Origin of the sequence: Pseudomonas sp. MYb541, assembly GCF_037479595.1 — a bacterium.
GTDB lineage: Bacteria > Pseudomonadota > Gammaproteobacteria > Pseudomonadales > Pseudomonadaceae > Aquipseudomonas > Aquipseudomonas canadensis.
This window is the reverse complement of the sequence record NZ_JBBGYS010000032.1, coordinates 70,803-85,424: the sequence shown is the minus strand read 5'-3', so window position 1 is coordinate 85,424 and position 14,622 is coordinate 70,803. Positions and strand designations below refer to the sequence as shown.

General features: G+C 62.0%; 11 protein-coding genes. All 11 read right to left on the bottom strand.

Translation table 11 applies throughout. The features are described 5' to 3' along the window. Positions 1-115: 115 nt before the first annotated feature. The gene (locus tag WH299_RS20015; RefSeq protein ID WP_339551113.1) at positions 116-376 is read right to left on the bottom strand and encodes a DUF2934 domain-containing protein; all 261 of its coding nucleotides are present in this window, start codon (positions 374-376) and stop codon (positions 116-118) included. A 24-nt stretch (positions 377-400) separates the two neighbouring features. Beyond that, positions 401-3,136 (bottom strand): malto-oligosyltrehalose synthase, encoded by a 2,736-nt coding sequence (locus tag WH299_RS20010; protein ID WP_339551112.1) that lies wholly within the window; start codon positions 3,134-3,136, stop codon positions 401-403. Continuing rightward, positions 3,133-5,217, bottom strand: a complete 2,085-nt coding sequence (malQ, locus tag WH299_RS20005; RefSeq protein WP_339551111.1) for a 4-alpha-glucanotransferase — start codon at positions 5,215-5,217, stop codon at positions 3,133-3,135. The genes WH299_RS20010 and malQ overlap by 4 nt, the downstream gene beginning before the upstream one ends. Continuing rightward, on the bottom strand, positions 5,214-6,959 hold the full coding sequence (gene treZ / locus WH299_RS20000) for a malto-oligosyltrehalose trehalohydrolase (RefSeq protein ID WP_339551110.1): 1,746 nt from the start codon (positions 6,957-6,959) through the stop codon (positions 5,214-5,216). Before treZ ends, malQ begins: the two co-directional genes overlap by 4 nt. 20 nt (positions 6,960-6,979) lie before the next feature. Continuing rightward, a complete protein-coding gene (gene glgA / locus WH299_RS19995) occupies positions 6,980-8,533 on the bottom strand; it encodes a glycogen synthase GlgA (RefSeq protein ID WP_073860001.1) in 1,554 nt (517 codons plus the stop codon). 480 nt (positions 8,534-9,013) lie between these two features. Further along, on the bottom strand, positions 9,014-9,967 hold the full coding sequence (locus WH299_RS19990) for a D-2-hydroxyacid dehydrogenase family protein (protein ID WP_339551109.1): 954 nt from the start codon (positions 9,965-9,967) through the stop codon (positions 9,014-9,016). A 26-nt stretch (positions 9,968-9,993) separates the two neighbouring features. Then, positions 9,994-10,995, bottom strand: a complete 1,002-nt coding sequence (locus tag WH299_RS19985) for an alpha/beta fold hydrolase (RefSeq protein WP_339551108.1) — start codon at positions 10,993-10,995, stop codon at positions 9,994-9,996. Between the two features lie 44 nt (positions 10,996-11,039). Next, on the bottom strand, positions 11,040-11,483 hold the full coding sequence (locus WH299_RS19980) for a YqaA family protein (protein ID WP_339551107.1): 444 nt from the start codon (positions 11,481-11,483) through the stop codon (positions 11,040-11,042). Continuing rightward, on the bottom strand, positions 11,480-11,926 hold the full coding sequence (locus WH299_RS19975) for a DUF411 domain-containing protein (RefSeq protein ID WP_122727238.1): 447 nt from the start codon (positions 11,924-11,926) through the stop codon (positions 11,480-11,482). The genes WH299_RS19980 and WH299_RS19975 overlap by 4 nt, the downstream gene beginning before the upstream one ends. Positions 11,927-12,023: 97 nt before the next feature. Then, entirely contained in the window at positions 12,024-12,482 is a 459-nt protein-coding gene (locus WH299_RS19970) for an SRPBCC family protein (protein ID WP_122727236.1), read from the bottom strand. A gap of 81 nt (positions 12,483-12,563) precedes the next feature. Further along, the gene (locus tag WH299_RS19965) at positions 12,564-14,558 is read right to left on the bottom strand and encodes a methyl-accepting chemotaxis protein (protein ID WP_122727234.1); all 1,995 of its coding nucleotides are present in this window, start codon (positions 14,556-14,558) and stop codon (positions 12,564-12,566) included. Between the last annotated feature and the right edge of the window lie 64 nt (positions 14,559-14,622).

The following is a 14,622-nucleotide window of genomic DNA, read 5'->3' as shown; positions in this document are numbered from 1 at the left end:
CTTATAAGTCCAAATCATTTTTGGAGCGGGCTGGCGGGCGATAGCGGCGGTACTGTCAACCTCTGCGTCGACTGCGATTGCGCGATCGCCGGCAAGCCGGCTCCTACAGGTCGGGTCAGCTGGCGGGCTTGCGCGGCGCCTTCGGCTTCTTCTCGGCGGCAGGCTTGGGAGGAGGCGCCAGCTTGGCTTTCGCCGGCGGCTTGGGAGCGCTGGCCTTGGGCTTGGCCGCTGCCTTGGGCTTGCTTGGCGTCAGCGCTTCGGCTTCCGCCAGTTTGCGCGCCATCTCCCAGTGGCGTGCATCTTCACCATGGGGTTTGCCTTCGGACTCCCAGATCTGATGCGCCAGTTCGCGTATGCGTTTGTCTTCAGTACTCATCACAATGCTCCTCACAGAAAATTTTCAGCTTTCTTGATCATCAGGATTGATAAAGACATTGACCGGGAAATCCCCCAGGGCAGCGCTAACCAACAGCTCCTTGTCTGGTGTGACTGCGCCTGTATGAAAAAGTCCCTTCCAGTTTTGCGTTGTGGCGGCGAACGGTAATTTCACCCGTGTATCGCCCCAAACCTGCGCATTGATCTGAGGGTGCACACCGTTTTCAAGCAGGTGATGGGGCCAGCGTGGCACCAACACCAGCAGGTACTTGCCCTGGTGTTCGCGAGAGAATGCGACCACCCGGTCAGCGTGCTCGCCGACCACTTCCAGCGGCGTGTAGGTGCCGCTGCGGAACAATTCAGGCAGGGCCTTGCGCAAGGCCAGCACCTGAGCAATCAACGCCTGTTTGATACGCCCGTCGCGCCAGTTGAACAGCAGTTCGCCGATGTCCGGTGGAGTCGCCAGCGCCTGTTGCCGTGCGCTGAAATCCACCGGGCGACGGTTGTCCGGGTCTACCAGGCTGAAGTCCCAGAACTCATCGCCCTGGTACAGGTCCGGCACACCCGGCACGGTCATACGAAGCAAGGATTGCGCCAGGCTGTTCAACGCGCCCGCCGGGGCAATCGCCTGAGCGGCATTGCCGATGGCGGTGCGCAGCGCGTGGCCTTCATCGCTGAGCAACAGCCGTGAAAGGAACGTTTCGACGCCTTGTTCATAGGCCTCGTTGGTCGCGCTCCAGCTGCTCTGCAACTTGGCTTCGCGCAGGGCCTTTTGTTGCCACTGCCACAGGCGCTGCTGGTAGCCGTCAAACTCATTGCCCTGATCCAACGGCCAACTGCCGAGCAAGACTTGATAGAGGATCAATTCGTCGCCGGCCGAGGGGGCGGTGTCGGTTCGCAATGGAGCGGCCAGAGTGCGCCAGTGTTCCACCTGTTCAACAAACCACGGCGCGCATTCACTCAGCACCGCCAGGCGCGCACGGGTGTCTTCGCCGCGTTTGTGGTCGTGGGTGGCGGTCGCCAGGAGGTTGTCGGGGAAGGTCCGCAAACGCTGCTGGTTGACAGCATGAAAGTCGGCCAAGGGCGCGCTGAACTGCTCTGTGCTGAAGCCCACGTCGTTGCGCGACAGCAGTACCGCCGAGCGATAGAACGCGGTGTCCTCCACGGCCTTGGCGGCGGCGGGCGACGTCAATTGCTGGAAACGCACGCAGGCATGCTTGAGGATCTTGCGTTCACGGCCTACCGGGCGATTGCGCCAGGGTTGACCGCCCAACCATTTTTCCAGGTGATCGAGTACCGGCCAGTCGCCTTCGCCTAAGGTGGTGCGTGCGCCGTCCATGGCGTGTTGGAACACTTGGTCGTCAGCGTCGCTGCGGCCACGTGCGCTGATGTAGGTGCGGTACACCGGGAAATGCACGATCAGTTCCTGCAACGCGCGGCGGATGGCGCCTAGGGTCAGGTCGCGGGTCATCACATCGTCGCGGGCTACTTGCAGCAAGGCCTGGGCCACACTTTCGAAGTCGCCGCCGAGTGAGCCGTTGAGGATTTGCTGGCGCGCCAGTCGCGCTTCCTCGAGGAAGGCCGAGGGCCGTTCGCTGTGACGGGTCCACAGTTCGGCCAAAGGTTCAAAACCGTCCGGGTGATGTTGCAGCAGCGACAGCTGGTTCATGAATTCGTAGCCGGTGGTGCCGTCCACCTGCCAGTCTTCGCGCAGGGTTTCGCCTTCACCGAGGATTTTTTCCACGAAGATCGGTAAATGCCGCTGCGGTGACAGCGAATCCACCCGGCGCCGCAGCTTGCGGCAATACCCGCGCGGGTCGGCCAGGCCGTCGATATGGTCGATACGCAGGCCATCCACCAAACCTTCGCTGATCAGTTCGAAAATCTTGCCGTGGGTGGCTTCAAATACGGCGGTGCGTTCCACGCGCAAGCCGCCCAGTTCATTGACATCGAAGAAGCGCCGCCAGTTGATATCGTCCGCTGCGGTGCGCCAGCTGGCGAGTCGATAGGCCTGTTGTTCGAGCAGGTGGTGCAGGCGGTCAAAGTCGAACGTCGCCAACTGTCTGTTGATGGCCTGGCGTACTTCGTCTTCAGTGGCCCGTTCGGCCAGGGCTTGTTTGAGCCAGGTGGCCTCGTGGTAAGCATCATCCTGATAGGCCAGGGCGCTGAAGCGGTCGGACAAGGGCTTGAGTAATTCATCGCTACCCAAAATTGCCGCGTAATCCCGTGGGCAGATCGGAAAGCGATGCTCGTAATGCTCGACGTAGAACGCGCCGTGGGTGGCATCGAACTGCAGGGTCACGGTGCCAGTCTGCAAGGCTTCGCCGTAGTCGCTGCCGAGGAACGGCATCAGCAACTGGCCTTTGAGCAGCGGGTCGGGCGAATGCCACTGGATATCGAAGAACTCGCTGTAGGGGCTCATGCGCCCCCATTCCAGCAGGTCCAGCCACCAAGGGTTATCCGCGCCACCCACGGCCATATGGTTGGAAACAATATCGAGGATCAGGCCCATGCCGTGTTCACGCAACGCGGCGACCAGGCGGCGCAAGGCGGCTTCGCCACCCAGTTCAGGGTTGACGCGGGTGGGGTCGACCACGTCGTAGCCGTGCATGGAGCCGGCGCGGGCGCTGAGCAGCGGTGAAGCGTACAGGTGGCTGATGCCGAGGTGGGCGAAGTAGGGCACCAGGGGCACCGCGTCGTCCAGGGTAAAACCTTTATGAAATTGCAGGCGCTGGGTAGCGCGCAGGGGCAGTGCTTTCATCGGTCACGCTCATAGGCTTGGTTGCGCGCGACGGCCAACAGTTCGAGGCGGCGGGCGGCCCCGGCATTGTCGAGCAGGCTGGAGGCCTCACCCACAAAGCGACGGCGCCAATTGGGGTGGGTGTCGGTGGTACCGGGCAGGTTGGCTTGCTCCTCGACGCCGAGCGCATCCTCCAACGGCAACAGCACCAACGGTGCGCGGGTGTGGCCGAGGTAGCGCACGCTGGCGTCGATCATGTGGTCGGTCTCATTGCGGATCTCATCGACGAAGTTCTGCGGGTCCTGGCTCAAGGCCTGACGCAGTGCCTGGCGTTCGCGCAGGCGGTGTTCGCTCCATTGCTCCACGGTAGGCGCATCGATAAGGCCGAGCTGGATGTTCCAGTCGATATCGCGGCTGTGCCACCAGCCGTTGAGCGTCGGCAAGTCGTGGGTGCTGGTGGTGGCCAGGGCGTTGTCCGTCCAGTCAAGGATCGGCTTGAACTGGCCGTCGTGGTTTTGCTCGAACAGCAACACGCGCATGCCGAGGATCGAGCGGGCGATGAGTTTTTCGCGCAGGCCGTCCGGCACCGTGCCCAGGTCTTCACCAAGCACGATGGCTTGGTGGCGATGGGATTCCAGGGCCAGCAGGCGCAACAGGTCGTCCACTGGGTAATACAGGTAGGCGCCTTCACGCGGCGAGGCGTCCATGGGCATCACCCACAGGCGTTGCAGGCCCATCACATGGTCGATACGCAGGCCACCGGCATGGGCGAAGTTGGCGCGCAGCATCTCGATAAAGGCGCGGAAGCCGTTGCGCTTGAGGCCTTCAGGCGAGAACGCGGAGATGCCCCAGCCTTGCCCGGCGCGATTGAGAATGTCGGGTGGCGCGCCCACGGTCAGGTCCGCGAGCAGTTCATCCTGGCGGCTCCAGGCTTGGCTGCCGCCGCCGTCGGCGCCCACGGCCAGGTCGGCGATCAATCCGACGCCCATGCCACTGCCGCGAGCGGCTTGTTGCGCGCGTTCCAGGCAGCGGGCGATCAGCCATTGGCTGAAGGCGAAGTAGCCGATCTCATCCTGGTTTTCTGCGGCAAAGGCTGCGAGTGCCGGACTCTGCGGGTTGCGCCAGTCTTCGGGCCAGTGGCGCCAGTCAAGATCCTCACCTTTGGCGGCGCGCGCGGCTTGCACCGCTTCGAAGCGGCAATGGTTTTCCAGCGCTTCACCACCGGCCTGGCGGAAACTCAGAAAATCGGCGTGTTGTGGATGCTGGCCGTGGCGGAAGTCTTCGTACAGCGTCCGCATCAGACGCTGCTTGGCCTTGGCAGCTGTGGGCCAGTCGATCAGGCTGTGTTGTTCCAGGTCGTGCAGTTCATCCGTCAGGCCGAGGGATTCAATGGCGTTGCGCACTTCGCGCTCACCCAGGATGCAACCGGGCGAGGCGTACAAGCTGTTGAGGAACAAGCGACTGGAGGGCGAATACGGGCTGTAGCGCGCGGTGTCGGCGCTGAACATGGCGTGCATCGGGCTGATTGCCAAGGCATCGGCCCCGCGTTCGGCAGCCGAACGGGCCAGATGTTCCAGGGCCAGGGTGTCGCCAAAACCGCCATCGCCCAGGCGGCGCAAGCTATACAGTTGCGCGCTGAGGCCCCAGGCACGGGCGGGGCGACTGTCGACGGCCTCGGCGACGCTGTAGCAGTGGGCGGGGGCGACGGCCAGGGTGAACGTCTGCTCGGCGATATGCACTTGGTGATAACCGAGGGCGATAACGCCGGGCAACACGGCGTCGCCATCGAGGCGCAGCTCCAGGGTTTCACCGTCTTCGAGGCTGACCCGGCACAGGGTGTCCGGTTCAAAGTAACGGGCCAGATCCAGGCCTTCGCCGCTGTCGATGGTCATCAACGGTGGCAGGTGTTTGTCTTGTTGTGCCTGTTCCAGTTCAAGCAGGCTGGCGTCGATCTCGGCATCGCTGTCGGCCGGGTGGCCGAGGCCTTTGAGAACGGCGCGCAAAGCGTCGGGTTTCACACGTTGCGGGCGGCCGTTTGCGTCGATCCAATCGACGGCCAGGCCCGCTCGGCTGGCGAGGATTTCCAGGTTCGCTTCGCTCAAGGGTGCTCTCCAACAGGGGATAGGGTAACGCGTGCGCTGTACGCCGGCAGATGGGCGCCGAGGTTGGCAGGCGTTTCGAAAAGGACAGCGCCCGCCGCCGGGTGATCCAGCGGCGCGGCGCTCAGGTTGAGGTCGATCTGCAACAGGCTGCCGTTGCCCAGGCGCCAGCGTGCGCTGACGGCCCCCTCGGCCAGCACCTGCGCACCCAGCGCGAGGCTGCCCGGCAAGTGCGGCACGATATGGTGGTGGCGCAGGTTCAGCAGTTGGCGGTAGAACTGGGCGTGCGGGTTGTCGGTAAACGAGGGGGCCGATTGTTCAAAGGTGGTCGCGTCGTTGGGATCGGGAATGCGTTCACGTCGTTCCGGATCCTTGAACGCGGCGAAATCAGCAAACTCATTGCGCCGTCCTTCACGTACCGCTTCGGCCAACTCGCCGTGATGGTCGGTGAAGAACAGGAACGGCTCGCTGGCGTTGACTTCGTCGCCCATGAACATCAGCGGGATCATCGGTGAAAGCAGCAGGAGGGTGGTCGCCGCGTTCAACGCTTGTGGCGAGCACAGCTGATGCAGGCGCTCGCCCAGCGCGCGGTTGCCGATCTGGTCATGGTTCTGCAAAAACGCCACAAACGCGCTTGGCGGCAGGTGCCCACTGGGTTCGCCGCGTTCATGACCATGCCGAGTGGTATGCCCCTGGAAGATGAAGCCTTCGCCCAGGCAGCGCGCCAATTTGGCGGTAGGCTCCTCGGCGAAGTCACTGTAGTAGGCGTCGGTTTCGCCGGTCAGCAGTACGTGCAGGACGTTATGAAAGTCATCATTCCATTGCGCGTCGAAATCGTGTTGCAGCAGGCTGGCCTGATTGAGCTCGTTTTCCAGCATCAGCCAGACGTGTCGGCCAGTGTCGACTTGTTCGCGAACGCGGTGAGCCAGTTGTTTCAGAAAATCAGGGTTGTCGATGGCATGGACCGCGTCCAGGCGCAGGCCGTCGAAACGGTATTCGAGCAGCCACATCAAGGCGTTATCCAGGAAGAAGTCCCGCACTTCACGCCGGTCGAAGTCGATACCGGCGCCCCAGGGCGTGTGCACGTCTTCCTGGAAGAAACCTTTGGCGTACTGGCCGAGGTAGTTGCCATCGGGGCCGAAGTGGTTGTAGACCACGTCGAGGATCACCGCCAGGCCGTGTTCGTGGGCGCTGTCGATCAGGTGCTTGAGTTGATCAGGCGTGCCGTAGGAAGCCTGGGGTGCATAGGGTAGGACGCCGTCATAGCCCCAGTTGCGTTCGCCGGGGAATTGCGCCAACGGCATCAATTCAATCGCGGTCACACCCAGCTCGGCGAGGCGTGGCAGGTGCTTCTCGACGCCGGCGTAGCCGCCCATTGCGCCGACATGCAGCTCATAAATGACGGCTTCGTGCCAGGGACGGCCTTGCCACTGGCTGTGGCGCCATGGATAGGCGAGGGGATCGACCACCAGGCTCCAACCGTGCACATCCGAGGCCTGGGCCCTGGAGGCAGGGTCGGGTACATCCACTTCCCCGTCGATATTGAAACGGTAGCGCGTGCCCGCCGGGCACGCTATTTCGGTATCAAACCAGCCTTCCGCCTGCGGTAGCATGGCAATGGACTTGCCGTTTTCCAATTCAACGCTGACATAAAACGCGTCTGGCGCCCACAAGGCAAAACGCGTGTGTTGCGCGTCCAGCATGATTGCGCCGTGGGGCCAGGTTTCCAGAGTCCGTAACGGCATCTATAGAGACCTCCCGTTGATTATTTAGCGGATTTCCCCAAGGCCTTGGCCACAAGCTGTTCGTACAGTTCGGCGTAGGGTTCCACCGCCTGGCTCCAGTTGAACGGTTGCGTCATCGCTCGGCAGCGCATGGCATTGAGCAGGCCAGGGTAGGCAAACACCTTGAACGCGCGGCTCAAGGCTTCTTTGTAGCTCTCGACTGTGGATTCATTGAACAGGAAGCCGGTCACGCCATTTTCGATGGTGTCGGCCAAGCCGCCGGTGTTACGCGCAACGGGCAGCGAACCGAAGCGCTGGGCGTACATCTGGCTCAGACCGCACGGCTCGTAGCGCGATGGCATCAGCAGGAAGTCACTGCCGGCGAACATGCGCCGGGCATCGGTCTCGTTGAAGCCGATACGCACACCGATCTGCCCAGGGAAGCGCAGCGCCAGTTCACGCATGGCGTTTTCTTCTTCCGGCTCGCCGCGACCGATGATCGCGATCTGACCACCTTGCTCGACAATAAAGCTGGCCACGGCTTCGGTCAGGTCCAGGCCTTTTTGAAACACCAGGCGTGAGACCACGGCGAACAGCGGGCCGGTGGATTCACTCAGGCCAAACAGCTCGCGCACTTGGGCTGCGTTGACCGCTTTGCCTTCCCAGTCGCCGATGTTGAAGTTGTGGGTCAGGTGCGGGTCGGTGGAGGTTTCCCAGCTGTCTTCAATGCCGTTGGGAATGCCGCTGAGCAAGCCTTGCTGGGTCTTGCTGGCAAGAAAGCCATCAAGGCCGCAGCCGAATTCCGGGGTGGTGATTTCCCGGGCGTAGGTGGCGCTCACCGTGGTGATGTGGCTGGAATACGCCATGCCGGCCTTGAGGTACGACATCTTGCCGTAGAACTCCATGCCTTCCTGCTGCAAGGCGTGGGGTGGAATGCCCAGTTCCGGCGTCGAGGCCAGGCTGATCACGCCCTGATAAGCCAGGTTATGAATGGTGAACAGCGTCGGCGTGCGTGACCCACGCCAGTGCATGTATGCCGGCGCCAGGCCAGCGGGCCAGTCGTGGGCATGCACCAGGTCCGGGCACCAGTGGATTTGCGCAAGGTTGGCGGCCATGTCGGCGGCGGCCAGGCCCAGGCGGGCGAAACGAATGTGGTTGTCCGGCCAGTCGCGGCCGTTATTGGCGCCGTAGGGCGTGCCTTCGCGCTCGTACAGCTCGGGGCAGATCAGGACATAAATGACCAGGCCGTCCTTGAGGTCCATGCGCCCGATCTTGCACGGCGGCAGCGCGGCGTGGCCGCCCAGCTCACCGATGATATGGATCGGGTTATCGCTTTCCATCACCTGCGGGTAACCGGGAATCAACACCCGCACGTCGTGCAGGTGGGCCATGGCGCGGGGCAGGGCCGCGGACACGTCGCCCAGGCCGCCGGTTTTCACCAGGTCGGCAAATTCAGAGGTCACGAACAGGACTTTCTTGCGATTAGGATTCTGACTCACGATCGGCCGCACAGTGGTGGGCAGGTCGACCAACGAAGGTCCCCCTACCGGCTGACTGACACGCTCTCCCTGAATATCTACAGCGGCACTGATCATAGTTCTCTCCCACATGTTGGTCGGCTAATGGCCCGCTGCCATTAGCTCCGATGGCCACATCCTGCGGCCAGGCGCACAAGCACTGTACAAACTGGCAAGGCGTATGCCAGTTGCACGGTTAGCCAAAAAAGATTGGATGGACGGGCATTTCGCGTGAACCACGCGTGCACGCCTTACCTTAAAACTGGACCTACGGCAGAGTTGGAAAGTTTCGATTTTTTGCGGGGTTTTTGTTTTCGAACGGACCCATCGGTCATGAGTCTAGGACAGATCCTAGAGCTTGTAGGGTTTCGAGGAGAATTTTGTAGGACAAAAACTTGTAACCATATGCTCTCGTAGAAAACACCGGTATGTAGTGAGTAGGCTTGCCCTGCGCTGGAGTGCGAAGCGCTCCCGACCGGATCTCGACATCAGCGCCGCTTAGCGCCCCAGCGCAGGGCAAGCTTGCTCACCACATGCGGGTTGCCCTTGAATGGTGCGTCAGCCCAGCACGCGAATGGGCATGCCGCTCGCCCACGCGTGAATATCTTCGATCATCTGCGCGTAAAACTGCCGGTAATTCTGTTCACTCACATACCCCACATGCGGCGTCGCCAGCACATTGGGCAGGCGGCGGAAGGGGTGATCCATCGGCAACGGCTCCTCGGCATACACATCCAGCGCCGCTCCCGCCAAGCGACCGTTTTCCAACGCCTGCACCAGCGCCGACTCATCCACAATCGGCCCGCGCGCCGTATTGACCAAGCGAGCGCTTGGTTTCATCCAGCTCAGTGCTTCGGCATCCACCAACCCACGGCTGCGGTCGCTGAGCACCAGGTGGACGGTGAGAATATCCGCCTGTTCAAACAACGCTTGCTTGCTGACCCAGGTCACGCCCGATTCCGCCGCGCGTTCCGGCGTGAGGTTTTCACTCCAGGCAATCACCCGCATGCCGAACGCCTGGGCAAACCGCGCCACTTTCTGGCCGATGCTGCCGAGGCCGAGAATGCCCAGGGTCTTGCCATGCAGGTCACCGCCCAGGCCAATCTGCCACTGGCCGGCGCGCAAGGAATTGGCCTCGGCCAGCAGATTGCGGGTGGAAGCCATGATCAGCGCCCAGGTCAACTCCGGCGCGGCGTGTTTATAGCTGTCGGTGCCGCAGACCGTGATGCCCAGCGCCTTGGCCGCCGGAATGTCGATGGCCGCGTTGCGCAGGCCGCCAGTGACCAGCAATTTAAGTTTGGGCAGACCCTGCAGTAGGGTCTTGTCGAAGGTCGAGCGTTCGCGCATCACGCAAATCACCTCGAAGCCCCGCAAACGCTCGATCATGGCGGCGGTATCGGCTGGGTAATCGTGCAGGAAATGCACCTGGCCCACGCCCTCAAGCACTGACCAATCCACCACGCCACTGGCCACACTCTGCCAATCATCAATGACTGCAATCTGTACCGACATTCACGAGTGCCTCGAAATAGGTTGGATTAAAGCGCGTTCAAACCCTGCAACAGCGCTGTGTGAAACCGAGCCGGTTCCTCCATCTGCGGTGCATGCCCCAAGCCCGGGAATTCCACCAGGGTCGCATGGGGAATCAACTGGGCCACTTGCTTGCCGAGCACGGCATAGTTGCCGAGCTTGGCCTTGACTGCTGGCGGCGCGACATCTTTGCCGATGGCGGTGTTATCGGACGTGCCGATCAGCAGCAGCGTGGGCATCTGCAGGTTCTTGAATTCGTAGTACACCGGCTGGGTGAAGATCATGTCGTAAATCAGCGCCGAGTTCCATGCGACCAGGGTATGCCCCGGGCCGTTGCTCAGACCGGCATACATGTCCACCCAACGCTCGTACTCGGGCTTCCAGCGCCCGACGTAATAGGTGTTGAGTTGGTAGTTGCGAATGCCGTCGGCGCTGACTTTCAGTTCACGCGCATACCATTGGTCGACGGTGAGCGACGGCACGCCCAGCGCCTTCCAGTCTTCCAGGCCAATCGGGTTGACCATCGCCAGCTGTTCAGTCTGTTCGGGGTACATCAGCGCATACCGGGTGGCGAGCATGCCACCGGTGGAATGGCCAATAACGGTGGCCTTTTGAATGCCGAGTTTTTCCAGCAGTTGATGGGTGTTGGTCGCCAACTGCTGGAAACTGTATTGATAATGGTCAGGCTTGCTGGAGCTGCAAAAGCCGATCTGGTCCGGCGCAATGACCCGGTAACCGGCGTCGCTCAGGGCCTTGATCGAGCCCTCCCAGGTGGCGCCGCAGAAGTTCTTGCCGTGCATCAGCACCACGCTGCGACCGTTGGCCTGCCCTTTGCCGGGCACGTCCATATAGCCCATTTGCAGGGACTTGCCCTGGGATTGAAAGTCGAAATGCTTGAGTGGATAGGGGTATTCAAAGCCTTGCAGCTCGGGGCCATAGGTGGCGGCGAAGGCGGGTGCGGTACTGGCGGCGAGCAGGCCGGCGATGCAAAAAGCGCGGATCAGAGGCATTGGCAAGGCTCCGGGAAGGGTGCTCGGATGCTGTTGCGGGGCGATTAACTGGGGATTAACACCCAGTGCAAGGTCACGGCAGCGAGTGCGCCATAACGCAGGCTTTTGGCCAGGGTCACCAGCAGCAAAAAACGCCACAACGGCTCACGCATCACCCCAGCGACCAACGTCAGCGGGTCGCCAATGATCGGCACCCAACTGAGCAACAACGTCCAATGGCCCCAACGCTGGTAATGGTTACGGGCTTTGTCCAACGGCTTGTCGCTGACGGGAAACCAGCGTCGCCCCTTGAAGTGCTCGACCCAGCGCCCCAGCCACCAGTTCACCACCGAGCCCAGCACATTGCCCAGCGTGGCAACGCCCAGCAGCAGCCACAGGCTGTAATGCCCGCTGAGCAGCAGACCCACCAGCACGGCTTCCGACTGCAGAGGCAACAGCGTCGCGGCGCCAAACGCCGCGAAGAATAACCCTAGATAGCCGGCGATCATTGCGCCGGGTATTGCGCCACCACCACGTCTTTGCCTTCACGGGTCAGGCCGATGACTTGATAGGCCTCGCTGCGGCCTTCGACTTCCATGCCCGGTGAGCCCATGGGCATGCCCGGCGCGGCGAGGCCCAGCAGGTCATCGCGGTTGCGCAACGCCAGCACCTGTTCCGCGGGCACGTGGCCTTCGACGAACTTGCCGTCGATCACGGCGGTGTGACACGAACCCAGGCGCGGCGCCACGCCCAGGCGTTGCTTGACGGCGCTCATGTCGGCTTCGACGTGGTCATTGACCTTGAAACCGTTGCTTTCCAGGTGACTGATCCATTTTTTGCAGCAACCGCAGTTGGCGTCACGGTGCACGTCGATGGGAATCAGGTCGGCGGCCTGGGCCAGGGTGGTGGTGAACAGGGCTGACAGCAGGGCCAGGCGCAATGTGGTTTTCATAGGAACTCGTGTGTAGGAGAGGGCCGTTGGGATGGCGGCGATCATGACGCTGTCATCGCAGGCAAGCCAGCGCCTACCGGTTGGGAATGTTTCCAAATTATACGAAGGGTGGGTTTTCCAAGCGGTGCTTGAGCTGGCCCAGGGCAATGGTCGACAACTCGATCATGCGTTCATGCAAGGTGGCCAATTGCAACTCGGTCTCGTAGGTCAGCACCCGCTTGAACAGCGTGCCGCCCTGATGAGGCAGCAGGTAGTAGTGAATGGAGCCATCAACGGCCAGGGAGGTGAACACTGTCTTGAATTCGCCAGGGCGCCGGGCGATCTGCACGCGGTAACTCATGGGCACGCGCACCCCCAGCAAGTCAATGAACTCGGTAAAACGTGCACCGGCAGGCAATGAACCGGTGGTGCCGGTATCGGCGCTGAGGGACGTGGGGTGCCATTCGTGCCAGCGATCCGGTTGGGTCACATAGTCGTAGACGGCCTCAATGGGGGCTCGGATAAAGCGTTCCTGACTGATCCGCTCCAAACGGACCGACTGCTCGGCAGCTCGCACGGCACACCTCCTGTGTTGCGACTAGGAGCTGTCAGAATAGTCCCACTCCCGCACATTGCACGGGAGTGTTTCAGCCGTTTATCAGCGCACCTTGAATCGACCCATCAAGGCAATCACCCGGCCATTCGCCTCCAGCAGGCTTTGGGTATTGGTTTCGGTGGCATGGCCGCTCTGCACCAGTTCTTCGACCATTTGTCGGATCTGCACCATGCTGCGGTTGATCTCCTCGGTCACCGCGCTCTGCTGCTCGGCCGCCGTGGCGATCTGGGTGCTGAGGTTGTTGATATGGCTGACCGAACCGGCCATTTCATCTAGGCCAGTGTTTACCCGTGCCGTGGCATCCGCCGCCGACTGGCAACTGGCCTGGGTGTTTTCCATGGCGGCCACCGAGGAACTGACGCCCGCGGTCAGGCGCGTGAGCATGTCGTTGATCTGCGAGGTGCTGGCCTGGGTGCGGGCAGCCAGCGCACGCACTTCATCGGCCACCACCGCAAAGCCCCGGCCTTGCTCGCCGGCACGCGCGGCTTCAATCGCCGCGTTGAGGGCGAGCAGGTTGGTCTGGCCGGCAATCGCACCAATCACACCGAGGGTTTCAGTGATGCGTGCGGCGTCCTGGCGCATGTTTTCCACGCTGTGGGTGGCGCTGGACACTTCGCCGATCAAGGCGCTGACGCTGGTGGATGCTTCACCCACCACCACGCGGGAGCGGTCGGCATGCTCGTTGGCGCGCTGGGTGAACGCGGCGGTTTCGGCGGCGTTTTGCGCGACAGTGTCGGCGGTGGAACTCATTTCGGTGATGGCGGTGACCGTCTGATCGGTCTCCGAGGCATGTCGCACCAGGATCTGGTTGGTGTGCGCCGAGGTGCGTTGCAGTTGCTCAAGACTCGACGACATGGCGCCGGTGGCCTGGGTCACTTCACCAATCATGTTCTGCAGATAGACGATAAAACGGTTCACTGAGTGGCCAATGGCGCCTAGCTCGTCTTCGGCACGGATGGTGATGCGTCGCGTCAGGTCGGCATCGCCGGCAGACAGCGCGTCGATATTGGATTTCAGCGACTTCATGCGCTGCACCAGTTGGCGGATCGCATACACCGCGAGCAGCACCAGCAGCAACACCATGGGGATTTGCAGCAGGGCCAGGGTGCCGAGTACGTCATCGCGCTGTGCAGTGATCAGCGAGGTGGGCAGGGCGGTGGCGAGGAACCACGGCGTGCCACCGATCGGGCGCATATAGAAGGTGCTGGCCACGCCCTGATTGTCGAACTCGCTACGCTGCAGCGCCTGGTCTCGATTGGTCAGCGCCTTGCTGACCTGGGCGGCAAACGCTGAGGTGCCGGTGAGTTCGCTGATGTTTTTCAACACCACCGGGCCGCTGATGCGCGAACTGTTGCTGATGATCTTGCCGTCGCCCTCGACGATCAGCATTTGCCCGCCGATGTCTTTTTCTTTGCTGGCTACCAAGTCATTAAAGAAGCCCAAGGTCACGTCGATGGTGGCGACGCCATAGGGCGCGCCGTCACGCTGGATCGCCATGGCGCAGTTGGTGCGCGGCTCCTGGCTGGCGTCGTCCTTATAGGCGGCGGCCCAGGCGCATTGTCCACGCGGGGAGGCCAGGCCGCCTTTGTACCAGCTCTGGTCGTAATAGTTGGGAGCGGGGTCGCTGTTCCAGAAAGTGTTGACTGCCAGTTTGCCCGAAGCATCCCGGTGCCAGAACGTGCTGTGCTTGTTGCGCCCCGGTGTGCGCTGGTTGGGCAGCGGCCAGATCCCGCCACCGAAGACTTTCAGCTCGCCGTACTGGTCGACCAGGCCAGGCAGGACCTTGTCGATGGCATCGCTGTCGAGCAACGGGATGGTCTGGGTGATGCTGCGTTGCTGGGACTGAACCTTGTTCAGCTCGCCCTGGATCTGTTCAGCCACCTCGGCGATGCGGTTGAGCACCACCTGTTCTTCGGTGTGACGCAGCGTGGGCGCGACCAACTGGCCGATGCCCACTACGGTCAACACAAATAACACCAGGACGAACAGCACCAGGAACAGGGTATAGCGGGCTTGGATGGAGCGCAGTGGGGGCATGGGGTCGTCCTTACGAAGCATTTATGACCGACGCGGCTTTGTTGGAGCTTCATCGGGCTATCGG